General features: G+C 58.8%; 12 protein-coding genes and 1 pseudogene. 7 read left to right on the top strand and 6 right to left on the bottom strand.

Annotation, left to right across the window (positions count from 1 at the left end; genetic code table 11):
* The 7 genes and pseudogenes from ABXS05_RS30680 to ABXS05_RS30650 all read left to right on the top strand — a co-directional run.
* A pseudogene (locus ABXS05_RS30680) lies at positions 1-1,247 on the top strand (BTAD domain-containing putative transcriptional regulator); the annotation flags it as partial.
* Positions 1,248-1,316: 69 nt separating this feature from the next.
* Positions 1,317-1,775, top strand: a complete 459-nt coding sequence (locus ABXS05_RS30675; protein WP_367626519.1) for a hypothetical protein — start codon at positions 1,317-1,319, stop codon at positions 1,773-1,775.
* Positions 1,776-1,875: 100 nt separating this feature from the next.
* Positions 1,876-3,039: a YcaO-like family protein gene (locus ABXS05_RS30670; protein ID WP_367626518.1), complete on the top strand. Its 1,164-nt coding sequence runs from the start codon at positions 1,876-1,878 to the stop codon at positions 3,037-3,039.
* A 1,107-nt stretch (positions 3,040-4,146) separates the two neighbouring features.
* Positions 4,147-4,464: a hypothetical protein gene (locus ABXS05_RS30665; protein ID WP_367626517.1), complete on the top strand. Its 318-nt coding sequence runs from the start codon at positions 4,147-4,149 to the stop codon at positions 4,462-4,464.
* A gap of 123 nt (positions 4,465-4,587) precedes the next feature.
* Entirely contained in the window at positions 4,588-6,351 is a 1,764-nt protein-coding gene (locus ABXS05_RS30660) for a coiled-coil domain-containing protein (protein WP_367626516.1), read from the top strand.
* Between the two features lie 129 nt (positions 6,352-6,480).
* Positions 6,481-8,745: an AAA family ATPase gene (locus ABXS05_RS30655; protein WP_367626515.1), complete on the top strand. Its 2,265-nt coding sequence runs from the start codon at positions 6,481-6,483 to the stop codon at positions 8,743-8,745.
* Positions 8,746-8,755: 10 nt separating this feature from the next.
* Positions 8,756-9,601 (top strand): hypothetical protein, encoded by an 846-nt coding sequence (locus tag ABXS05_RS30650; protein ID WP_367626514.1) that lies wholly within the window; start codon positions 8,756-8,758, stop codon positions 9,599-9,601.
* Between the two features lie 101 nt (positions 9,602-9,702).
* Here the strand turns inward: ABXS05_RS30650 and ABXS05_RS30645 are convergent, their stop codons facing one another.
* From ABXS05_RS30645 to ABXS05_RS30620, 6 genes are all read right to left on the bottom strand, one after another.
* Complete coding sequence (locus tag ABXS05_RS30645; RefSeq protein ID WP_367626513.1) at positions 9,703-11,055, bottom strand: M48 family metallopeptidase; 1,353 nt, start codon at positions 11,053-11,055, stop codon at positions 9,703-9,705.
* A gap of 94 nt (positions 11,056-11,149) precedes the next feature.
* Positions 11,150-11,437 (bottom strand): hypothetical protein, encoded by a 288-nt coding sequence (locus ABXS05_RS30640; RefSeq protein WP_367626512.1) that lies wholly within the window; start codon positions 11,435-11,437, stop codon positions 11,150-11,152.
* A gap of 71 nt (positions 11,438-11,508) precedes the next feature.
* A complete protein-coding gene (locus ABXS05_RS30635; protein ID WP_367626511.1) occupies positions 11,509-12,975 on the bottom strand; it encodes an HlyD family type I secretion periplasmic adaptor subunit in 1,467 nt (488 codons plus the stop codon).
* On the bottom strand, positions 12,972-15,140 hold the full coding sequence (locus ABXS05_RS30630; protein ID WP_367626510.1) for a type I secretion system permease/ATPase: 2,169 nt from the start codon (positions 15,138-15,140) through the stop codon (positions 12,972-12,974). Before ABXS05_RS30630 ends, ABXS05_RS30635 begins: the two co-directional genes overlap by 4 nt.
* Before the next feature lie 45 nt (positions 15,141-15,185).
* Entirely contained in the window at positions 15,186-15,590 is a 405-nt protein-coding gene (locus ABXS05_RS30625; RefSeq protein ID WP_367626509.1) for a hypothetical protein, read from the bottom strand.
* A 109-nt stretch (positions 15,591-15,699) separates the two neighbouring features.
* The gene (locus ABXS05_RS30620; protein ID WP_367626508.1) at positions 15,700-25,653 is read right to left on the bottom strand and encodes a beta strand repeat-containing protein; all 9,954 of its coding nucleotides are present in this window, start codon (positions 25,651-25,653) and stop codon (positions 15,700-15,702) included.
* Positions 25,654-25,689: the final 36 nt, after the last annotated feature.

The raw sequence follows: 25,689 nt of genomic DNA, 5'->3' as shown, positions 1-25,689 counted from the left end.
ATTTCCTTCGTTGCATTCCCACTCTCCAGTTCCGTCAAACACCTTATCTCGATGTCCACGAAACCGGCAGCAGGCCACCTGTCATTGTTCGCACTCTGGCGAAACTGCCACGCGTGGCCCTGTTGCCTCCTAATCCGACAATGGGCGAGGAGTGCGATCCGCTTGCTCGGGTGCTGGTCGAGGAGGTCGCCAATGACCTGTCGCGTTATCGCACGTTCGCAGTGGTCGCCCCTCATAGCAGTTTTGGCGCCGTGGACCTACGCGAACCGGAACGCCTCGATGCGCTGCGCAACAGATATTTGGTCAGCAGCTTTATGGTCCCCGGTGACCCGAGCCTTGCTCTGCGCCTGGAACTGTACCCCGGCCGCGAGATCCTCTGGGCTGCCGAATTTCGGATCGGTGGGAGCGACTTGCCGACAGCTTTCAAGTTAATCTCTCGGCAGATCGCGGTGACGCTAGCGACCGAGATCGAGCAGGATCAACTCAAGCGCATGCGGGCCGACCCTCGGCCTCATGCGTATCGGCACTATCTCGAAGGCAAGCTGCTGCTGCAAGATTGCGATCTGCCGAAATTGCGGCGTGCGCGCCGAGAATTTCGAAGAGCAGCGGATATCGATCGGTATTTTGCACCCGCGCGAAGCGCGAATGCGCAGACGCTCTATCAGGAATGGTTGATGCTGGGGGCCAATGACCCAGCTCTTCTTCATCAAGCCCGCCTGGAGGCTGATGCTGCGATCTCGATCGATCCTGGCGATGGGGCAGGATATCGAATGGCGGCTGTGGTTTCATTGAACCAGCGCGACTTCGACACAGCCAGCAGCAAGTTCTTGGAAGCGGAGGTCCTTAATCCGCATTCAGCAGATTTACTGCTATCGCATGCGGATGCCCTGTCGCACCTCGGCGATGCCGAAGCGGGTTGGAAGCGTTTTCAAATGGCACTGGATCTGAATCCTTTTCCACCTGACTATTATTGGTGGAGCGGCGCGACAATAGCGATACGTCGTCATGACTATCGCGGTGCCATTGAGTTATGCGGACGCATGAGTTCGGACGAGCCTGTGTTGAGAGCTTTAGCGATATCGCATGGATTACTTGGCAATAAAGACATTGCACGGAAATACGGTGCAAGGATACGAGAAATGTATCCGGGAGTAACAATTTCCGATATCGTTAATCTTGCACCTGATCGAAAAATAGAAGACCGTATGTTGGTTGCTGAGGGTCTTCGAGTTGCAGGCCTAAATTAACAAGGCGTTATGCGTCATAAACGCCAGCTAAACATCCACTTGAGAGAGATAACTGCCTAGGAGAGCGAGATGGTTCGGAAAACTGGTAAGAAAGAACGCCTGTACGTTATCGGAGACCGTGGCGTTGGTATCTTGATTATAAAACTTAAACCGCTTCGAGTTGTCCAAATTTCTGACGAAGAGATTAGTAGATACGGCAAAAGTCTGGGTGGGGACGGTTATGCCAAGATAGGCGCGTTGTTGTGGCGCGTAATCGCAGATCACAACGCTGCTGAAGGCCAAGGGCGCGCCATTGATAGCGACAAGATCGCTGGCATTGAATCGCTTATCGAGACCGGCGCTGATATTAGCGATGTCGAGTTTGTCTTTAAGACGAATATCTCCACGGTATCGTTGCAGGCTGGGAAACAGCACAACAAGCAAATTAAGTCGGCGCTGTGTCACCTTATTAATGGCGCCAAAGGCGAGGAAAGCACTTTGTTTGATGCCATCCTCAATGATAGTGGCAGCGATGATAACAAATGCTGAGCCGGATGATCGCTATCATTTTTGACAGCGATTGTGCCCCTATTAAGGGGCGCCGGTAGGTTCTGATGGGAGTCCGGCCATTGCAAGCAATCTCACTGCGATGAATTCTGTTTCGCCGGACTTTCCCCCACTCGCCCCCTTTGGCATCTCGCGCGTCGGGGATCTTACTGACCTCGACATTATTGGCATCCCCGTCTGGTTCGCCGCGCGGCCGAATTCTCGTTGCCTGTCAGTCAGCCAGGGCAAAGGGCTCAACCACGAGAGGGCCCGGCTGACGGCTATCATGGAGGCCATCGAAGGGGCGGTTGCCGAGCAGACCCGCCCCCTGATTGCAGAGTTCGGAACGCCGGCTGAACTGGCGAAGCGGGAGCTTCTTGCCGTGCCGCTGCGGTCCCTGGTGCGATGTCATTTCTCTGAGTTCGATCCGCGTCGCCCCCGCGCCTGGGTACGTGGGGTTTCGCATGGAACGAATAGGGCCGTTTACGCGCCTTACGAACTCGTCGGGTTGGATATGCGGGATGATTTCCCGTGGGACTACGAGACTTTCCACGTCAGCTCCGACGGTTTGGGCGCGGGGTTCGATTACGCCTCGGCCGCCCTCTCCGCCCTGCTCGAATTGATCGAACGAGACGGGACGACACTCTCTGACGGGCTCGGTCATTTAAAAGGGCTTTCTCGCCCGTTGATATGGCAGCCTGGCGTCCATCCGGGTTTGGATGAAGCGGTCACTAAGGTACGCAACGCAGGTTTGGAGCCGCATTTTTTCGACAAGACCAGCAAAATCGGCATCCCCATCGTCAGCGCGATGATCGTGCGGCCGGTGTGCGACAGAGATGGGGCTGGCATAAGGTTCTCAGGCGGTGATGCCTGTCGGCTCGACGCGGCGGAGGCGGCGCTGGCCGCCCTATTGGAGGCTGTTCAATCGCGCCTGACGAACATTTCCGGTTCTCGCGACGATCTGGACATCTCGCAATATGAGAATTTGGATCTGGCCTTGCCGTCCAGGCCCGATCGCGGAGAGACGTTAGGGCAATTAGCAGCCCGACATACGCTTCCTACAAATTTCTCGCCTCCGGAAGCGCTAAACTTCCTGGTCTCTCAGTTGGCAAAAGCCGGATATCGTGACGTTTTTTTCTTCGACCTGCCATGTCCAGTCGAAGGCGTGCATGTGGTCCGCGCATTGGTACCCGGGCTTAAGACATTCGTGGAAGGCGGCGTGACCGCCATCAATCTGGAAGATCTGATCGGAGCCAAATTCTCATGATTCACACGATCAATCCGATGCGAGGCCCTTAGTTTCCGTTGATCGCAAATTTGCCTATAGATATTCGACTTCTCAAGAAATCAGTAAGCTGTCGTCGCAAGGAACGGGCAGCAGCTCGCAAAATCTCTGGTAGGAATTTGCGAAATACGCCCTTGGTTGAAGCGCCCCTATTTCCAATAATTGCCCACATTCGGCGAGACCAGGGAGCGTGCTCCTCTGGTGGTCGTGCATGCTGTGCAGCGACAAATCACTACTATTACAACGTGGACAGCCCTTCCTCATAGGCATTTTCCTTTTGAAAGAAGGTGATGGAGCGATCGTCCACGTCGGGAGCCAGGATATCGGCGGAAATCATGTGCAGCTCCCCATGAGATTGAGCCGCGCTGACATCGGTGGATGGGTGTCGAAGGGAATTGCGGTGTGGCACCTGCCGTGGAGCCGCTGTTCTGCGTAAGGAATGTCTTGCTTGACTTGGTGGATCACCGTGCGGTTGTCGGGGCCTTGCGACGGTCGGGCGAATACCTCGCCAAGGCTGAAGCCAAAGCTTGAGCGTGTCAGCATCTGTGAGGGAGTCGCATGGCTACCGGCTGGCGCCGCCGCCGCGGCGATCATGCTCGGCTTCAAAATCGAACACCTGCGACAGAATTACTCAGGGTAAAGCGCTGCAGTCGGCCTATAATTACAAAATCTTCAATTGACGGGACATAACAACAAAGGCCCATCGCCACGTTCCATCGAAGACAATCGTCGCAGCCAACAGGCCGGCGCGCATATTTTCCCAGACAAATTCGAATACCCTCTAGAATCGTGCCGCACATTCTTTAGCGCGCACAATTGGAGATGCTCGACTTCTTCTCGGCAAATCCTTCACTTAGGCACTTTGTGATTTGACAGAAGCACGTCGAGTCACAAAAGGCGCGTCCCAACAAGAAGCCAGAGCAGACAAGTTTTAATGCTTGAACACGCTTTGCTCTAGTATTCAGCCGCCAAGGCGGTTTTGCTGAAAAGTGGTGTTTTGAACAACCGCTGCAGCCGCTGCTGCACGTCCAGACGCCTGCCCCAACCGGCAGCCTGGACGAAGAGAGATCCCCAAAAAAGACCCCTACCATGCGCAAGCTTTGGTTCAGGCCACGGGCACGTATCGTGACTCTGGTCTATTTCAACGACGCCCATAGCAGAACAAAGGAGCATGTCGACAGCCTCATTGCTTATTTTCTGAGGCGGCACTGGACCCACCGGGCCCGTGCCCTCGAATGCGATGTCCTGCGTGCACTCACCGCGAGTTTTTCGCTGAAACCCGATCTGATCAGCCGCCAAGCCGAGATCGATCGCAAGGCCGCGGCATGGCTGCTCTCCCACGACGAGGATCGCAGGCAGGCCGCCGAGCGCTATCGCGCGGGCAGGCTGCCGCGTCTCGATCCCTGAGCGCCCGCGCTCTCTTTCAAGAGAGCGCGAATGCCGGCCTCTTTCCCGAAACCCGAATTGCTCCCATCGCCGCGGCCAAGGACGCCCGGCGCCGGCGGAGCCATGCCTGAAAAGGAATTTCCGATGACCAGCTCCGACACCACCCAGAGCCTTGCCGAGCGCCTCGCCGCCACCGCAGCTCGCGCCAGCCAAATGGCCGACCAGACCGTGTTGCCGGCTGCAGCAACGCAGCGCCAGGCCAAGGCCGAGTCGGCCATAGCCTCGTCTCAGGAGATCGAGACCGTCGACATCTCCGTGCAAACAGCAGCAAGCCTCGACATCGTGCACAACCCCTTTCACCAGATCATCGGTGACAGTGAAACCACGCAGGAAGAGAAGATCGCCGCGATCAGCGCGGCCCTTGACGCCGGCAAGCAACCGCTGGAACAGCTCCGGCGGAACTTCCAGCTGTTCCAAGCCTACTACACCTACATCCAGAGCGAGGAGATGGATGAATCGCTTGAGAATGTGAGGCGACTGATCGCCCAGCTTCAGGACAATTCCAAGGTCGAGATCGCCAATATATTACGCGACCTCAAGGGCATGCTCGATGACGTCGCTGTCTCGCGCCAACTCATCGAGGTGCTGCGCCGTTCGCGCATAACCGGCGAAACGGTCAAGCAGATGTCGGAGGCCCTGGCCCGTAACGAAGCCCTGGTCAAGGACCTTGCTTATCTCGCCAAGAAGAAGGCCGAGGCCGATCAGTCGCTCGCTGAACGCAAGGCCGTGCTCGACCAGCGCATCGCCGAGAAGAGCCGGGCTCAAACCACGCTTTCCTATCGGCTCATGCATCTGTTCAAGGCTGATACCACCCTAAACGACCGCGTGCTCGCGGCCGAAAGCCTGTACAGCCAGCAGCAGCGCGACCTGGCGGAGATCGCAGATCGCATCGCCTGCTGCCAGGCGCAGCGCCGTGCCGATCTGGACGAAGGACCGCTGCGCATCCTGCGCAGCATCAATGAGGTCGACGACAACCTCACCGACCGACTGATCTCCTCCGGCAATCGCGGCATCGCCACTATCCAGGGCGCCCAAAAGGCCGTGTTGCAGTTGATCGGTCGCGCCCAGTTCAGCGAGAACGAGGTCGAGAAGATCGCCCATCGCGTCGCCGATAAGCAGATCGGCCTAACCGTGCTGAAATCGGGCCTGCAGGATGCCTCGTCCGGCACCAACGCGCACAAGGAAGTGCTGGAGACCCAAACTGTGGAGGCCGAGGCCGCGCTCGGCCTGAGTAAGGCGCCTGCCGACGGCATGGCCGCCAGCATCATCGATATCGCGAATAAGGAGACGGCGGTGATCACCCTGCACGCCGAGGTCGGCGAAGTGATCGACTATCAGAACAAGCTCAACGACACCATCATCGAGATGGGCATCACCCTGGCCCGGAACGAGGAGCGCCTGACCGAGACTGACGGCCAGCGCAAGATCGTGCAGGGTACCAAGAAGTCGATCGCCATTCTCGGCCGCGACACGCTCAACACGGTGGCGGGCAATCTCGAAGGTGTCTTGCACAATCTCGTCGCCGACCAGACCGACGAGACGCAGGCCGCCATTACTGAATTCTCGCGCGCGGCCGAGCAGATCAAGCAGGGCACGCTCAACGGCATGATCGAGCGCCAGGGCGAGATGCACACCAAGGAGATGGCGCTGCTCGACTCCACCATCACCCGTCTCAACACCAGCGCCGAGATCATCGCCAAGGCCCTGGAGGTGAGCGTCGACGAAGGCATGGAGCGTGCCGCCAAGCAGGACGAGTTGCGCAGCGCCACCGCCAATCTCGAAGCTGCCACCGGCACCATGCGCAAGGTGGTCGGCGAGATCAGCAATCTCTCGGTGAAGAAGGGCTGAAGGCCTTCGCGAAGGCTGCGTCCCGCCGCTGAATGACAGCGCCCCGCTGCGACCAATTTCCCCCGTCCCTCTTCCGCCTGGTGGAGAGGGAGCCGGCACCTTTGTCTTCCAGCTTTTCGGAACTCCCCCATGTCCCTGCACAAAGCCATCCCCACCCGCGCCGTCAACGGCTTCAAATTCCTGCGGGAGATCGACTTCTATGAATATCGCAAGCGCCTGCCCGCTTTCTTCGGACAGCCGGCTGACGGCGAGCCCGAGAGCGAAGCGATCCCGCGCATCGTGGGGTTCATCCACGAGTTGATCGAAGCCCAGGAGATCCTCGCCTCTTCGCTGACCAACAGCGTCTACATTCGTGGCCCCGAGGGGGTCGGCAAATCCATGCTGATCCTGTCGCTGCTCAACAAGATAGCGCTTGGCGAAGCCGCACCTTCGCTCGTATCGAAACATTGCTTTTGCTTCCACCTGCACGAATTCTTCAAGCTGTCGGTCGTAGACCAGGTGCGCGAGTTCGACGCGGCCATGGATTACCTTGCCCGCAAGAACAGCCTCATCGTGCTGGATCGTCTCGATGATCTCCTCGCCAATTGCGGCCCGGAGCGGGCACGACGGCTGATGTCCACGTTGATCGATGCCTTGGGAAACGAACGTGTCTGTGCGATCGCCAGCGCGCAGGACCACAATCACGGCCTGATCGAGCAGACCAGCACCGCCTTCGCCCGCCATTTCAAGGAGCTCACCGTGCACGAGCGCGGCGCGGAGGAGACGCGCGCTATCCTGCGCCAGATGTTGCCACGCCTGGAGGCGAGGCACCTCGTCATCATCGGTGATGACGTCATCAATGAGGTCATGCGCCTCGACCAACGCTATGAGGGCAGGCTGAAGGGCCGCAATCCCACCAGGGTGATCGAGTTCCTCGATCAGCTCGCCGCCAGCGTCAACATCGCCAAATATGGCAAACCACTGCCGTTGCTCGAGCAGGAAATGGCACTGGTCAAGCTCATCGCCGAGGCAGAGACGCTGCGGATGTCGGTGCGACCGAGTGCCCGCAGGCTCGATGCCATCAGGACGGCAATCACATCAGCCAGGGTGGTGATCGAGCCGCAGCTCAAGGCCTGGGAAGGCAAGTTCGGCCCTGTCCTGGCTTTGCGCAGCGACCTCTTGGAGGCCGGCAAAGCCCTGGCGCCCTTGCAGGAGCGTTATGAGGCCTATGCGGCCTGGAAGGACCAGCACGCTGAAGGCGAGCCGGCGCCCGCCCCCTTGACTGTCGAGGAAATGCACAAACGCGACGTTTATCTCAAGGCCGAGAAGACACTGCGAGCCAGCCTCGCCGAACTGGAACAGGGCGTCTATGCCGAGACGCCGCATGTGACCGTAGCGGATGTGCAGGAGCGATTCAGCAAGATCACCGGCGTTTCAGCCAAGTCCGTCTCGACCGATGATGCCGAGCGGCTGCTGCGTGTCGAGGAAGTGCTCGGCCAGACCGTCTACGGCCAGGACCATGCCAAGCGCGCCATCGCCAATATCTACCGTACCCGCGAGGCCGGTACCAGCGATCCAACCCGCCCGGCCGGCGTACTTTTCCTCACCGGCGCGCCTGGTTGCGGCAAGACGGAGCTCGTCGAAAAGCTGGCCGCCTATGACGGGTCATCCCCGATCACCTACAATATGAGCCTTTACACCGATGCCTCCTCCGTCTCGCGCCTGCTCGGCGCCGCGCCGGGTCTTGTCGGCTTCGGCCAGGTGGTGACGCTGCCCGACGCGGTGAGAGAAAAGCCGCGCAGCATCGTCTTCTTCGACGAGATCGAAAAAGCCCATCCCGATCTGCAGCGCACCTTGATGCAGGTGATGGACAAGGGCGTGATGCCCGACAGCCAGAACCTGCCGGTCTCCTTCAAGGACTGCATCCTCGTCTTCGCGTCCAACGTGCTCAAGCAATCCGATTTTGCCGACGGCGAAGATCGTGGCGACGAAAAGGTACGCGCACGCCTGGCGGCGGTCGAGAATCCGAAGAGCGGCAAGCCGTTGTTCCTGCCCGAATTCGTCGGCCGCATCGATGATGTCGAGCTATTCGACGACGTGACGACGGCTATCGCCGAGCTGATCCTCGACAAGGAGCTGAGCGACATCAATCGCGGCATTGCAGGGCGCGGCTATGAGGTGTGCCCGGAAAGCACCGAAACACTGAAAGCCATTGTGGCGGCTTTCTTCAATCCGAGCCAGGGCGGGCGCTCCATTCGCCAGCTCAGCAAGAATGTCCTGCGCCCCCTCGTCACCGAACGGCTGCTGCACAGCCAGGTCGCCAATACCGGTGGCGACGAGGACGAGCTGAAGCCCCTAATCCTGCAGTTTTCCAGTGCCGTTGTCCGCATCGATGGACAGGCCCTTACCGCCTGAGGAGGCGATGATGAACGATCTCGAACGCTCTCTGGCGCTGGAGGAAGCCCGACGCCAGGCCCTGCGTGATGCCGAGCCTGCCGCCTACGATCTTTCCGGCCGTGCCAAACGGGAGGAACGCCGGCCGGAGTCGCAAAAACCCTTCGCCGTGCGCCTGTTCACTTTGGCACGTCAGGCGATTGCGACCATCCGCGCCGGGCTCCATTACGGCTGGACGGCTCTCGATCCGCTGGTGCACGGCTTCGCCCGCGCCGCGCTCTGGCTCGTGCCGCGGCTGATCCGCCTCGGCCTAACTTGCCTGCATTGGCTAGCCTTCCGCAAGGATGAGACGGGCCATTATTACCTGGCGCCTTGGCGCGGCCTTGCCAATCTGGTCAAGCTGGCGATCTTGCTGACGGTAATGCCGCTTCTGCTTGGCGCTCTCTACTACTATGGCACCTGGGAGACCTATCGCGGCATCTATGTGCCCAATGCCGGCGTCTTCATCAATCAGAGCTTCGTGCATCCGAGCGGGCCGGGCCAGGTCATCGCCCCGCGCGACGAGATCTTTACCGTGCTCGGCAAGCAGATCGAGCCGGATGGCGCCATCGTGCCGATCCGTTTCGACATCGATTCCAATTTCTATTTCTGGTTCTACCACGACGCTACCCGCCCCGACCTCGCCGCCGCCAAGATCGACTCGCAATCGCCTTACGGCATGAAATGCACCTTCGAAGCTACCGGCATCTACACCCGGCTGCCGCGCTATGTCCGCTTCTGGGCGGTGAAGTGGCTGGATACGAGAGCGGAGATCGTCAATGTCGTCAAATGCGAGGAACTCACGGCGCTGCCGAAGGCCTTTTCGGAGGAAGAATAAAGGTGCCCACTCTTGATTTTCGCCGAGAAGCGACCCGAGTTTGGAGAGAACCCGTCAGACTGGACCACGAGGGCCTGAGGAGCTGATATTATTGCCAGCATTCAGCGAGATCGAGGAGTGGCTTCTTCTGGCGGTCGCGCATGCCCTGCGGCCACAAGCCATTGCTGTTGCAATGTGGATAGTCCTTCCTCGTAGGCATTCGCCCTATGAAACAAGGTGATGGATCGATCCTCCCCGTCAGGAGCCAGGATCTCGGTGGAAATCATGTCTTGCCTCACGCCCATGCGATCAAGCCGGGCGGATGTTGGTGGATGAGTATCGACGGGATGGCTGATCGCCCCCTCGTCAAGCGCAACCGCAAGAAGTTGTTCCTTTGATCCCGAAAATGCGTTCAGGCAGCAATGTTGGAAAAAGTCAGATAGATTTGTATAGGCGCGTCCTTTGTTCAGAAGCGAAACGGTGTTGCCCAACACCTCGCCCCATAGTCGAGAATAGAGACCGACCTTCAACAAGGACGTGCCGAGGTCTGTGGGACTGGCGGCACGTGCCCCGACAATGTCGGCCTCGAACTCGCGCTCACGACCGATCCGGCTTGCGGCTTTCGAGAACTCATACAGGCAAAGGCCGAGTATTGCCTGGACAGGGATGGAATAGAGAGCACTCCATCCCGTGGCGGTCTGCGAGGCTGTCAATGTGCGGCCGAGCCGAACAAAGGCCGGCGCGAATTTGCGGGAATAGGCAGTATCCTTGCCGATAAAATGTCCAAGCTCATGACCGATAACAGCAGCGAGCACCTCTTTCCTCAGCACGCGGCAAAGAGGAAGGGAGAGATAGAGCGTTTCACCGTGGAGGATTTTGTCGTTGCCTGCCAGACTTACCGGTTCCGAGGTGACATAGAATGTCGGCTCCAACCCAACCACGACATGATCCGGCGGAGAAGCACTCAGACGCCCTGCCAGTCCATCCAGGAAAGTGAAGAAAGAGGGTTCCTCCTCGCGAACCAAAGTGTGGCCCAGCACTGGCATGGGTGGGCGCTTGAGGAAAGCCAGCGAAGCCATCAGTACGGCGATGCCGACCAGTATCCCGCCTCCGCCAAGGATCAGGACCAGGTTGAAGTGAACACTGCCGAGTGTTTGCGTTTCCGCCCGAATAATCGTCGCCGCCACCAAGATACCCTGCAAGATGACGGCAAGGCCGACAGCCAAAGTCACGATACGCACGGTTGGGCCGAACAGGCTGGCAAGCGCATTCCTGTTGCGTCCCACGGCGAACGGCACGACCAGTGAAAGAACAATCGCCATAGCCCCCAGAAGAAGGGTCAAATAGATAGTGCTATCGAAGAAAGCGAAATCGGACGGCCTCGATTTCTGCGCGTGAACGATGAGCCAGGACAAGGCCGGCACGAGCGCGATCGAGACAATGAGGATAGCAACTCTCTTGAGGACAAACTGCACGTCTCAGAGCTTTCTGAACGGGATCGAGGAAGGGACGCGAAAGGGTAAATCATAGTACGGCTGCGTCCATTGCCCCAATCTCCAGATACCGTCCTTAATTGCGATTCAGCCTGTAATCATATTGCCTGGTACGACCAAAATTCGGATCATTTCCTAGGCGAATGCCTCCGTTCCCTGTCCCAGAATTGAAGCTCTTTGGTGGGCCGCTTTCATCATCAACGCTCCATTTTGACACTGGCGATGGCAATGCGGGATCGGCCATCCTGGCCGGAAGTCCGGCATTGTACGGCTTTTTATGGTTGAACTTCTTGTTTCCCGCCAAGGCAGGGTTTGAGAGCAGCGAGCCTATAACAGCCACAGCTATAACCAGGACCATTTTCATTCAGTCACTCCAGAGTATCTTTTATTTTCATAGGTGTGCTGGTCGAGGCAGGCTCCATCAGCCGATGTCGCCTACCTCTCCTTCAAAGCCTCGCTCGCGACCTCGACCAGGGGCGAGAACACATATTCGAGGATCCTGCGGCTATCGGTCTTGATCTCGACGGTAGCGGCCATGCCTGGCGTGAGGGCAACGCGATGGCCATCGGCGTCCATCACCTCGCGGTCGGGTGTGAGCGTAACAGGGAACACCAAGTTCTGGGTACGCTCGGCGCCGGCGAAGGTCGACTTGGCGATCTGTGCGGCCGGATTGCCTTCAAGCTGGGAAGCATCCGGCTCAGGAATGGCATCAGTGGCGACCTGGCTCACCTTGGCATTGATGGTGCCGTAGCGGGTAAAGGGGAAGGACTGGATCTTCACCACCGCCTCCTGCCCCGATCTGACGAAGCCAATGTCGGTGTTGAGCACATAGACCTGAAGCTGAAGCTTGGAGTCGTCCGGCACGATCCGCATCACTTCCTGTCCCACGGTGACGACCTGGCCGATATTGGTGATCACCGACGCCTGTATCGTGCCGGAGATCGGCGCGAGAATTGTCTTTCGTTCGCGCTCGGCTATCGCCTTGGCCAGTTTCTGCGTGAGGTCGTCGATCTGACGCTCGGCGTCCCCGAGTTTGACGGCATTGTCGGAGATGAATGCTTCCAGCGTCTTGTCGATCTCACGCTCGAGCACTGCTCCCCCTGCCTCGGCATCGGCAAGCTGGCCCTGCTGGATGGCAAGCTGGGTGACCTGATATTTCAAGGTCTCGGTGGCATCGATCACACCGGCCTTGGTATCGGCCTGTTTGGCGGCAGCCGTCGAGCGCATGGTGACGCGATCCTGCAGTGTCGATATCAGCGATTTCTGCGTCTCGATCGTCTGGGCATAGCGATCACGCATGATCAGCTTCTCCTGACGCTGGGCCTCCAGGGATGAGATCCCCGAGGCAAGCTGACTGAGATCACTATCAAGGATGTTCTGCTCGCGCCGACGCAACAGGTCAGGCACACTCGCCTCCCATTGGATGGTCGGCCGCGGTGTCAGCTTGCGAGTTCGCGCGGTGTCGATCGCGACACGTCGACGCTGAGCTTCCGCTTCATAGGAGGCAAGGTCGCGCCGAAAGCCAGCTTCATCCGCCAGTTCCTCGGTGGCGTCGAGTTGGAGAACCACGTCACCCTGTTTGACATGGTTGCCATCGGTGGGTGGCAGGGTTTTGACCTTACCCGCCTCCAGGGGCTGGATGATCTTGACTTTGCCGGTCGGCTCGAACTTGCCCTGCGCCACCGCGATGATGTCGATGCGCCCGAAGTAGGACCAGACCAGGGAGACCACCACGAAGGCGCAGATGATCACGATCAGGGCCATGCGCACCGGCGAGGGCGGTGTCTCCAGGATCTCGAGGGCCGGCGCCAGGAACTCCTGGTCGGAGCGGCGCGGCTTGAGGCGTTTGGGTGGCCTGGGGATCGGTTGGCCCGCATTGGGCGGTGGAGACTGCGCGTTCATTCGGCCGCCTCCATCCTGTCGTTCTGCAGGGCCCACAGCCTGGCATAGACACCGTCGGGTCTGGCCAGCAGCTCGGCATGGCTTCCGATCTCGACGATGCGGCCGTCCGCCATGCCGACGATACGGTTGCAGGGCCGGACAGCGGCGAGGCGATGGGCGATGATGATGACCGTGCGCCCCTGGACGATCTGGCGCATATTGGTCTGGATCACCCGCTCGCTCTCATAATCGAGTGCCGAGGTCGCCTCGTCGAAGATCAGGATCGGCGGATTGGTGGCCAGGGCTCTTGCAATGGCAATACGTTGGCGCTGGCCGCCGGAGAGATTGGCGCCGCGCTCCTCGATGATGGTGTCATAGCCGGCCGGCAGCTTGGCGATGAACTCGTCCGCCCCGGCAAGCCTTGCAATGGCGATGACATTGGCGCGCGGCAAAGCCGGATTGGCGAAGGCGATGTTGTCGTGGATGGAGCGGTTGAACAGGAGGTTCTCCTGCAGCACCACACCGATCTGGCTGCGCAGCCAGGCCGGATCGACCTGGGAGAGATCGGCGCCATCGAGCAGGACCTGTCCCTCCTCCGGCGTATAGAGGCGCTGGATCAGCTTGGTCAGGGTCGACTTGCCGGAGCCCGAGGCGCCGACGATGCCGATGACCTCGCCGGGCTGCACGGAGAGCGAGACCGATTTGAGCACTTCGGGCGAACCCGGCCGGTAGCGGAAGGTGACGTTCCTCAGTTCGATCAGGCCGCGCGGCGGCGGCAGCACCAGGCTGGTCTGGGGCGAGCGCTCCATCGGCGTGTTGAGAATGTCGCCGAGCCGATCCATGGAGATCTTGACCTGCTGGAAGTCCTGCCAGATCTGGGACAGGCGCAGCACCGGCTGCGTCACCTGGCCGGCGATCATGTTGAAGGCGACGAGAGCGCCGACCGAGAGCTCGCCATCGATCACCGCCTTGGCTCCGAACAGCAGTAGAAGAGCGGTCGAGAACTTGGAGACATATTGGATGGCGTTCTGGCCACCGGCGGCCAGCATGGTGGCGTCGAAGGAGGTCCTGACATAGGCGGCCAGGCGTTCGGACCATTGGGCGTGCATCACCGGCTCGACCGCCCCGGCCTTGACGGTCTGGATGCCGACCACCGCCTCGACCAGGAATTGCTGGGAGATGGCGCCGCGGTTGAACTTCTCCTCGATCATCTTGCGGAGCGACGGCCGCACCGCCACGGCGATCAGGATGTAGAGCGGGATCGAGCCGATGACGATGAGGGTGAGCTTCCACGAATAGGCCCAGAGCACCGCGATGAAAACGATGGTGAAGACAAGGTCGATGGCCGAGAACAGGCCCTGACCGGTCAGGAAGTTGCGGATGGTCTCCAGCTCACGCACCCGGGCGACGGTCTGGCCGGCCGAACGTGTCTCGAAGTAGCCCAGGGGCAGGCGCAGGAGATGGCCGAAGAGTTTTTGGCCGAGCTCGACATCGATGCGGTTGGTGGTGTGGGAAAGGGCGTAGCTGCGCAGATATTGTAGCACCACGTCGAACAGGCCGATGATGGCGATGCCGGCGACCAGCACGAACAGGGTGGAATAGCCCTTGTGGGAGAGGACCTTGTCGACCACGACCTGGAAGAACAGCGGCGTCACCAGGGCAAAGATCTGTACGAAGAGCGAAGCCAGCAGGACATGGGCGAGCGGCTTCCTGTAGCGCCAGAGCGAGGGCAGGAACCAGCCAAGGCCGAAGGAGCGCGGATCCGAGCCCGCCCCGCGCAGGCGCCGGCCGATCAGAACGACCTGACCGCCGATCTCGGCAAGGACGGCTTCCAAAGATAGTTCGCGGTCGATGCGGGTGATGGGATCGACCAGACGGAACTTGCCGCTGGGATTCTTGCCGCCAAAGACCTGGAAGGAGCCGTCGGCCACCCGCACGATCGCCGGCACCGGAATGGTCTCCAGGCGCTTGGGCGTGAGCCGACCCACGACACGGGCTTTAAGGCCGATCATCGTGGCAGCACGCACGAGGTCGCGTTCGCCGGCCATGCGCCCAGTCAGGGCCAGTTCCCCAGCCAAGTGCTTGGGGTCGGCGGCGATACGGAAAAAGGCGGCGATGCCGCATAGGGCCCTCAGGCCGGAATCGAGCGGCTCGGTCGGGGCGGCAGGAGCGGAAGCTTGGTCCATGAAGACTCAGGAGAGAAGGAACGAAAACGCCGCAGGCCGGCGCGCCTATCGGGAAGAGGAACCCCAGCCGCCATGGGTGGGCTCGCTGCCGCCACCGGAAGCCAGGAACCCGCCTTGGAAGGGATCGTGGTGCGGACCGATCGTGGCCGAGCCAGACTGCGTCCAGGAGGCCAGCGTGTTGATCCAGCCGTCGAAGAAGCTGTGAAGGGCTTCGGACGCCGGTGTCGAGGCAGGCTGGGCGCGCGCTTCGCCAAACCAAGGTGAGGCGCCAGAGCTGCCGCGCGCAGGTTCGTAGACGAAATGCGTGCCGTGATCGCCGACGCCTGCAGTGCGGCCATAGGCAGCAGCATTCCAGACGGAGGACTGTTCTCCAGCACTCGGCGCTGGGCCGGTCTGGGAGGATGCTTCACGAAAAACGGACCAAAAGTGCTGACTGAAATCGCGAGACATGAGCAATGATCTGAAGTGGGGGAGGAAGAGCAGGAAGGAGAAAGCCCCCTTCCCGCTTTGACAACAAACTCGGTCGGATTGCCATGGCGTGCCCGACCGGGAGCACTTCTCAAGTGAAGTGGAAGTTGTTCTGATCCAGGCTGGCAACTGTCGTGTTCTTCAGCGTGATCTTGTCGCTGGCATCGGCCGTGATGATTACATCGCTGCCCGATTGCGCGGTATGGGACAACAACGTTGCCCAATCCGCGAACACCGAGTGGTCGATATTGATTTGATCAGCGCCGATACCGGACGCCTGATATCCCGTCACGGTATCGAGGCCGAAGCTTGGCTTGAACACGAAGGTTTCGTTGGAGCCGGATACGGTAACGGCACCTCCATGCCCGAAATTGATCGTATTGTTCGAACCTGTCACCGAAACGGAGATCGCATTGCCGATATTGACGGTGCCGTCGGATATGGCAGCTGTTCCGCCGGCGCCACTGCTGAAGGTGACGGATCCACCTGATCCGGTGGCGGTCACATGGGCGGTGTTGCCGGAGATGTTGAGCGAGCCGTTTCCGGCGATGCCCACTGTATTGGTCGCCCCCGTCACGGTGGCGCTGGCGCCCGCAGCAATGTTGATCGTTTCAGATGCTCCGCTGATGACATTGCCGGTGCCGTTCACCGCTATGATGTTACCGGTGCCGCTTGCCGTCAGGCTCGTATTGCTGGTGAGCGTAACCGCATTGGTGTTGCCGGCAACCGTCGCCGAGGCGCCGTTTTCCAGTGTGACAACGCCATTGCCGCCCGTCACCGTAACCTTGGCAGCGGTGCCTATGACGTCCATGGTGTCGGTGGCGCTCGAAACCGTTACCTGCGCCGCGTTACCCAACAAAGTCACCGTGTCGCTCGTACCGGTCAGGGTGAGCACGGCACCGGACTCGACCGTTACTACCGCCGAGGACAGCGTCGCAGCGTTGCCCGTACCGATAACATCGAGCACACCGCCCGTAGCCGAACCGGTTAACGTATCGCTGCCGGTCAACTTGATGGCATTACCCGAGCCCGTGACACTGACGGCCGTACTGCTGCCGAGATTGAGCGTACCATTGCTCATCGTCGCCTTGCCGCCGCTCGCTCCGGTCATCGCCACAGTCGCGCCGCTGCCCGTAGTCGTCACCGTGTTGGTGTTGCCCGTGGTTGCCACCATGCCATTGCCAGTGACGTTCACGGTATTGGCCGCCCCCGTCACCGTTGTACCGGCGCCCGACGCAACATTGATCGTCTCGGACGAGCCAGTGATGGTATTGCCCGCGCCCGTCACGTTAACAATGTCACCGGTACCACTCGCCGTCAGGCTGGTGTTGTCGTTGAGCGTGACCATATTGGCGTTGTTGACCACCGTCGCAGAGGCGCCATCTTCCAGAGTGATCTGGCCACCGCCGCCCGTGACCGTGACCTTGGCCGAGGCACCGATGACATCGACAATGTCGGTCGCGCTCGATACGGTTACCTGGCCATTCCCCTTGATCTTCACCGAGTCATTAGTGCCTGTAACGGTAGCTACCGCTCCGTTCTCGATGATGATGCTGGCATTCGATACATTCACCTTGTTGGCTGTGCCAGCAACGTCGACAGTGAGGTCAGATCCAGAAGCTGTTAAGGTATCGGATGTCGCCAGATTGATCGTGTCACCGTTTCCTGTCACGGAAACAGAAATGCTGTTTTGAACATTCACCGTCGAATTGGAGACAGAAATCGTATCACTAGACCCCTTGACGGTCAGTACATTATTTGCCCCAGCAATTGATATATTATCCGACGCTCCGAGAGTAACGGCGTTGCCTCCGCCAGAAATGGTGCCGAAACTCGAATTTCCAAACACAATGTTGGCATTGGTGGCATTAATGGTCTCGGATGTCCCTGTTATTGTCAACGTTGAACCCGAACCGACCGCGACCACATTGGTGTTTCCGACAACGGAAAGCGTGCTCACAGAATTCATAGTCACGTTGTCGCCGGAGCCAGTAATCGTGCCCGACGAGCCTGGTTCCGTCGTGATCTTGGCGTTGCCGAGTTTTACCGACACACCGGTTCCGGTGATATCCAAGGTTGCGGTGCCGTGAAGGTCACCCGCTTGAAGATGCTCGGCGCTATCTGCCAACGTCATGACTACGTCGGAGCGTGTGACCACGCCAGCACTCAGTTCGGCCAGCCAGAAGGTAGACTCCGTCGACGATGGCAGGCGTCCAATCGTGTTTGCAAATACCTGGCTCAGGAAGTCAGCATCCGACAACGTACCGTATCGTTGCGCAAATTCCGGGAGCGAAAGAATGGCATCCGCGACCTGTTTTTCCGTGCTTGTCCCAGCGGCGATGGCGTTGACGTAGGTCGTCAATTCACTCGCTGTGGGGTCGCGATCGAAGATGGTGTCGAACAAGCGCTGCACGATGGTGCCGGCTACCGCCTTATCCGTTACGTATGAGACCTTCTGTCCGCTGGCATTGTAGTTCTCTGCATGACCGTTACCGTCGACGATATGTTCAGCACTGTTGGCGATGGCCACCTCGATTCCGCCGAGCGTGATCGTTCCTGCTTTAAGCTGACCAAGCCAGCTCGTCATTTCGGCGAGCGAAGCGTTGCGGGCATAGGAGTATTGGTAATATTGCTCGATCGCAGTCACCGTTGCGCCGGCGGTATTAACGACGGAAGCCGAGCCATCGTTGAATACACCGTTTGCCATGAAGCTCGGCAATCGTGTCTTTTCCGAGCGACTAAGATCCTCATCAGAGGACGTATCTTTTATCCTCGATTGCTCAGAAAGGTAGATTTCTTCTAAAGAAGAATCGAGTACCGGATAAATTGACTGATAGTACTGGTTCGTCGATCGTACCGGACTGTACCAATCCACTTCCGTGATACTATCGACGCCATTCCCATCGAGGTTATGATTTGCATAAGCCCAGGTACTGCTATGAGGATTATCGGCGTTGAATCCCGCAGGAAGCAAACCGCTCTGAAGTAGATAAGAACCGTTACTGTCCAGGTAAGATGTGGAGCTGCCACCATCGTCCAGTGCAGTGCCGCTATAGGTCGTCACCCGTCCGTCGGCACTCGTAACATTCGTCCTAGTATGTGCAGTACCATTGATAGTGGCTGTATCCACCTCCATGACCGAGCCGTCAAGCTTGCGCGTCGATGTCACCGTCTCGTCAAAGGTCCCGTCACCATTATGGTCTTCCTGTTTGGTCGTGACGTATCCATCGGCACTCGTGGAAATGAGCTCGCCGCTTTTTTTGGTGCCATCTGCATAAGTCGTGGTCACAGTGCGGGCCGTCGAGCCATCGGTGTTGACGACCGTCACATCCGTCGTCGTCTCATCCACCTCGCCATTGCCATCGAGATCAACCTGGGTTGTTTTGGACAAGCCGTCGGCACTGGTCTGAACCGTCGTTTTGCTGAACAGTACCGTTCCATCGCCTGAAAAGCTGGAAATCGTATCGGTTCGGCTGGCGTCCCCGTTAAGAGTCACGACATCCTTTCTAAGAACATCGACTATGCTGTCCCCGTTGTTGTCGACCGTGAGCGTCTTGGTGAGCCCGTCCGCGCTGACAGTGGAAATCGCCTGTTCCGTTAGGGCCCCGCTTTGGCTGTAGTTGGAAAGCGCATCGGTCTTGCTGCCATCTGCCTTTATCGTGATGGTCTCGACGCTGTCGAAATGTCCCGTCCCCTTGCTGTCTTCCTGGATGGTCTTGGAGAGGCCGTCCGCGCTGGTTGTCACGACCTGCTTGTTAACCAATGCGCCAGCAGTCGAGTAAAACGACGCGGTCTCAACCTTGCTGCCATCGAGGTTCGTCGTGGTGGTGGTGATGCGATCGGTCACGCTGCCGATCTTCACCGTGTCGGTTTCGCTCAGACCATTGGCGCTGGTTACCTTGGTCTGGACGTCCTTGATACCATTGACGGTAGTTCCGGAAATGCTCGTGCCGACGGTGATCGTTTCGGTTTTCGAGCCATCTGCATTGAGAACCGTGACGTCTCGCGAAGCCTTTGGATAGGTGCCCGTCATTACATCGTTGACGATCATACCATTCGCCGAGGTCGTGATGACCTCCTGCTGGACAACCCCGCCGCTTGCATTGTAGTCGACCTTCGTCTCGGTCTTGGTGCCGTCTGAATTAAGAACCGTGACGTCGGATTGCTTCTCGGTATAGCTGGTTACCGCGCCGCTCGAGTTGAGCACCGGGTTAGTCCAGGTCGTTTTCGAAAGACCGCTCGCACTGGTTGTGGTCATCACCGTCGACGTCGCATTCGCACCGGCACTAGTGAGCGAAGGCGCAGTGACGGTCTGCGTCGTTGATCCGTCGCCATTCCTGGCTATCGTCGTGGTCTTGGTTGCCGTTGCAGAGCCATTGGCATACTCGGAAGCCGTCGAGATCAGGCCGTCTGCAGAGGTTACGGTCACGACCTTGTCCGTCTGAGTAGCATCGGAACCAACCGTAGAGGTCACGGTATCGGTCTTGGATCCGTCCGCATTCACGGTCGTGACATCGGTCGTCGATTGATCAGCTACGCTCGCATTGCCAAGATAAACGGCGACCGTCTTCGACAAACCATCGGCGCTGGTCGTCGTCACGGTCTTGTCGATCAGAGCCGATCCGTCACCGTTGAGGCGGGTCACGGTCTGTGTCGTCGAGCCATCGGCGTTGATGATAGTGGCAGTCGCCTGCTCAGCATCGAACACGCCATCACCATTGGCGTCCTCATGGACAGTGATGGTTTGTCCATTGCCTGATGTAGTAGTCACGGTCCGCGATTGCAGGATGGAACCGTTCGGCGAATAATTTGATACCGTGTCGACTGTCGAGCCATCTGCCGCTTTGGCGATGGTCTCGATCTTGTCGAAGCCGCCATCTCCGTTCGCATCGGTCTCGGCAGTCTTGGTTAGGCCGTTGGCGCTGGTGATGGAAACGGTCTGGCCGGTCAATTGACCGCCGGCATTGCGAGTGCTCACCGTCTCGGTCTTGGAACCATCTGCGTTCAGAACTGTCGCGTCATTCACCGTCTGGTCGACGGTGCCATCGCCATTCACGTCGTTCTGTTTGATTATCGACAGGCCGTTCCCCGAAGTGGTGGTCACTGCTCGGCCGATCAAAGTCGTGCCGGCCCCGTTATAGGTCGAAAGTGTCTCAGTTTTCGAGCCATCTGCATTGTACATGGTATGATTACTGACAACCGAGTCGATGACGCCATCACCATTGGCATCGATTTTGGTGGTGATGGTCTGCCCGTCAGCGCTCGTGGTCGTGACGGTCTGGCTCACTTCGTTGGCTGCGGCAGCACTCGATCCCTGATAGTTCGAGGTGGTCTGGATCGTCGAACCGTCAGCGTTGAGAGTATCGGCAACAACATGGGTGGTGTCGGTTACGCCATCCCCGTTCAAATCCGAGGTTGTCGTCGTCGTCAGGCCGTTAGCACTGATGATTGTTGTCGTCTTGCCAATCAACACGGTACCAGCAGCATTATAGGTCGACTGGGTCGTCGTCTTCGATCCATCTGGATTCGTCACCTGGCTGGAGATCGATTGCGGCGCGCCATTGGCGTCGACAAAGGTCTTCGTTGTGGCTGTCGAACCGTCCACACTGACAGTGATCACGGTCTTGCCGGTCTGCACCAAATTGGCGCCGCTCAGCGTCGTGATCGTCTCCGTCGTCGAGCCATCGGCATTAAGGGCTTTGACATCCGTCGTCGTCAAATAGGGCGAGACTTGGTTGTCGAGGTATGACTGCACGGTTGTCGACAGACCATTGGCACTCGTCGTTGTCACCGTCTTGCCGATCAGGATGGTTCCGGCGCCGTTGTAGCTCGAGGCAGTTACAGTCTTCGAGCCATCAGCATTCAATGTCGTGGAGGCTATGGTTCTGCTGTCGGCTGCATTGTTACCTGAGACATTGGCGATCACTGTCTTGGACAGACCATCCGCCGTGGTGATCGTCGTAATATCCGACAGGACCTTTGAACCGTCTGCCGTATAGGTCCAGACATCGTCTTGAACACTGCCATCGGCGTGAACAGAGGTGTATTCGTGTGTGCGAACGGCATTGGTGTCGAAAGGAATAATCCATTTTTCGACGCTACTTCCGGACGCACTTGTATCCGTGACGATCTGGTTCACCACGGCCCCGTTGGCACTCACCGTATTGACCGTTCGCCGGGTCGAGCCATTGGCATTGAGCACCGTGGTGTCGCTGACAGTCTGATCGACTGTGCCATCGCCGTTGATGTCTAGTGTGGTGGTCTTCGACAGCCCATCGGCCGCTGTGGTGATGATAGTTTGGTCCAAAAGTACCGCACCGGCGCCATTGTAGTTGGAGATCGTCTCGGTGCGCGAGCCGTTGGCGTTGATTACCGCCATGTCGGAGGTCTTGTCATCGAAGGTGCCGTCGCCATTGGCGTCCGTCTGCGTGGTGATAGAAAGCCCGTTGCCGCTCTTGGTGACGACCTGCTTGTTCAGCAAAGTGCCATTGCCGCTATAGCTTGCCTTGGTCTCCGTCTGCGAGCCGTCCGCATTCAACGCAACGGCGTCACTGGTCGAGTCATCATAAACCCCATCGCCCGTGACGTCGCTTTGGACCGTTGTGCCGAGGCCATTGGCGCTCACTGTCGTCAGTGTTTTATCGACGAGGAGGCCATTGGCCGCGAAGTTCGAAACAGTCTTGGTCGTCGAGCCATCAGCGTTGGTGGTGATGACCTGCGTCTGATCGACATGGCCGTCGCCATTGCTATCGATGTTCACTGTCGAGGTCAGCCGATTGGCGCTGTCAACAGTCACAGTCTTGGATAGTAGCGCCCCCGAATTGCTGGTCACCGACAGGGTCTCGGCGCGGCTGCCGTCGGCGTTGAGTACGATGGCATCCGTCGTGGTCCGGTCGATGGTGTCGTTGCCGTCGAGATCCTGCTGGTTCGTCTGGGTCAGGCCACTGGCCGAGGTCGTGATGACAGCTTTGTCGATCAACGTGCCGTTGGCGCTGGTGTCGGTCACTGTCTCGGTGCTGGAACCATCCGCATTCTTGACGGTAACGTCGGTAGCGATGGCATCATAGGTGTCATCAGCATTAACGTCGGTCTTGGTAGTCTTGGACAGGCCGTCTGCCGAGGTCGTCGTGAGAGTCCTGGCAATGGTCTTGCTGCCATCCACACTGTAAGTCCCGACGATCTGCGTTCGACTACCGTCTGCCCCAGTCGTGATATCCATCGAGGTCGGCAGACTGAATCCTGGGCCTGTCACCCAACGGCCGATCAATTGGCCATTGGCTCCGGTCTTCGTCGTGGTTTGGCTGACCAAGCTGCCGTTGATCGTATCGGTCACAATCCGCGTGCGTGTGCCATCTGCGCCGATCGTGGTCGCATCGGTCAGGACTTCGTCAGCATTACCGTCGGAATTCTTGTCGAACCCTTGCGTGATGGTCAGGCCATCCGCGCTGACATCGTAGTAATGCAGGCTTCGCTCGGAGCCGTCCGCATTGTAGTCGCCGACCCAGGTGCTGATCGTACCGTCGGCTTTGACCGAATGGATGGTCTTTTCCATCGTATCGTAGGTGCCATCCCCGGTGCTGTCGATCTCGTCGACCGACACCGTGTGATCGGCGGTCGTGTTCGTCACGCTCCTAGACAGCAAAGTGCCATCGCTGCCGGTCAAGCTTACTGTTTGTGTGCGACTGCCGTCGGCGTTGACGACGGTCACGTCCGTCTTGATCTGATCGAAGCTGCCAGAGCCCGCATGATCGGTCTTCGTGGTCTTGGTCAAGCCATCAGCGCTGGTCGTGACCTGTGTCTGATTGATCACCGATCCATTGGCGGCCAGATTTTTCGTGGTGGCCGTGTTCGAGCCGTCCCCACTGCGGACATTGACCTGCGACTGGTCCCAAATGCCATCACCATTCGCGTCGATCTGCGTCGTCACCGTTCCCCTGTCGGCGCTGGTGGTGGTGACCGTCCGGTCCTTAAGCGAACTGTCCGCATTATAATTGCCGACCGTTTCGGTGGAGGAGCCATCTGCATTCGTAACTGTGTTGTCGGTCTGCGAGCGGTCGAAGACGCCGTCGCCATTGTCATCGTACTTTATGGTTCTGTTTGTGCCATTGGAGCTCACCGTCGAGATTGTCTCGCTGGCAAGGCTTCCATCCGTGTTGGTCGCCTTGGCGTCAATACTGGTCGAACCATCGTCATTATGGCTGGTGGTCGAGGTCACCAGATAGCCATTGGCGTCATAAGCGAAGGAGGCATCCGCCGCCGTGCCGGTCGAGCCGTCGGACTTGGTATAGGTCGTTTTGCCCGAGATCTTGGAACCATCGGGTAGCACGATCTCCTGATTGTCCGTGGTCAGATTGATCGAGGTGATGCCGAGGTCGGCCAGCGTCTCGAGCGAGGTCGTGCCATCGGCATTGGTGACCATCACCTTGAACTTCGACCAGTCGGCATCGCCCGCGTCGAGCTTACCGTCATGATTGGTATCGAAGACGTCGAGCAGCGCCTGCATGTCGGTCTTGGCCGTCGGATCCCAGGCGGTGAAATCCACCTCGTTCTTCTGGTCGATGACACCGCTGTTGTTGAGGTCGAGGACAAGCACGCCATTGCCCGCTCCGGCCCAGGCCGTGCGATGCTGTTTGCCATCGCCGGCCATGTCGAAGAACTTATTCGATGAGGACAGTGGCGTGACATGGATACCCTTGCCGTTGAGATCCAGAACGACCGGATAACCCGAGAAACTCCACCCCGACGAACTGCCGCCAAACGGGCTGCTTCCACCGCCCCAGCCGGGCGAACTGCCGCCTCCAAAAGGATTGGTGCCTCCGAAACCGCCATCATAGGAGCCATCATAGAAAGCGCCCGGCCCGACAGGATTGGTGAAATCCTCCGGGATCCCATAGGAGAGCAGCCCGCCTCCAGGCAGAGGTGTGAATTCGAACTGACCGCTGAATAGAGGCGGTTGATCGGGGAAACGCGAAGGCAGCGGCAGCGGCGCCGAAGCCGCCTGATTGAAAGCTGCAACTTGTTGTTGGTAAGTAGGCTGCTCAAAGCTCTGCAGATCGCTCAATACCTGGTCGCCAATCGCTGCGATCTGGTCCAAGTGGACACCAGGTAGTCCCTCACCCTGAAGAAAGGCCTCCGTCGCCTGAGCCGCATCGACACCGTGCCAGTAGGTATTTGGATCGGCCCCTGTTAAAGTCAGTAGCCTGTCGGCGTCCGCCCACATGTCGGCTGGGGATTGGGTAGAGTACGGCGAGTTAGGGTCAATGGTGTTGGGCTCGCCGGAATAGGAAGCGGGCAAGGGAAAGTTAGGCGCCCAGAGCTGAGCAGCGGCCGCGAAATCGCCATTGTCGGCGGCCCAACCCAAAGGCGTATTCGGGTCAAAGGTGAAGGGGACGACTGCTTGAGTGGTATTACTAGGTTGCAAATACAGTGGTGAGAGGCGCTCACTGGGCGAGTCCAGACCCCAGTTCGGCCTCCCGTCAGTGCCGTTCATTGCAGTGTAAGTAGCAACGTAGTGAAGTCTTCCAAACTCATCAATCCCATCAGCAACCTGCCCTGGCTTGTATTCCGGCTCTCCGTCCCAGAGACCGTCATCTGACAGAGACAACGCGTCGAAGATTGCTGGCCAGCCAAATATGCCACTGAGAGTACCAGCGCCAGCCGCTATTACACCGTTGACAGCAACAGCAGGCGGTAATTCACCCCAAACCGGAATGCTCTCTAGAGTTGCAAACGTAACCTCAGCGGTTGCCCATCCCACCGCGAAACCAGTCCCTTCGTAGACTCCCCCTTTTATTGCCCCCGGTAAACCTTCATTTTGATAGCCGACGCTCGATCCATACACCACCGACACCAAACCGCCGATAACAGGCATCGTTTTAGCGCCCATTTCTACGACTTCAACCGCCTGCTCAGCATCTCTGGCAAGCGTCGCAGAAGCCGCGATGATTGCATCGTTCAGCCCCAGCGTCAGCGCCAGGGTCCTGCTCCCGCGCTCCTGCCCTTCGCTGCCCGCCTCGCCAGTGCTCCCTTCCACGCCGTCGGCCATTATCTTCTCCATCGCAGTACTGTTGCCGAAAATCTC

The organism is Labrys neptuniae (assembly GCF_040797145.1).
Classification (GTDB): domain Bacteria; phylum Pseudomonadota; class Alphaproteobacteria; order Rhizobiales; family Labraceae; genus Labrys; species Labrys neptuniae.
The sequence above is the reverse complement of the archived record's forward strand: the minus strand, read 5'-3'. Positions and strand labels throughout refer to the sequence as shown.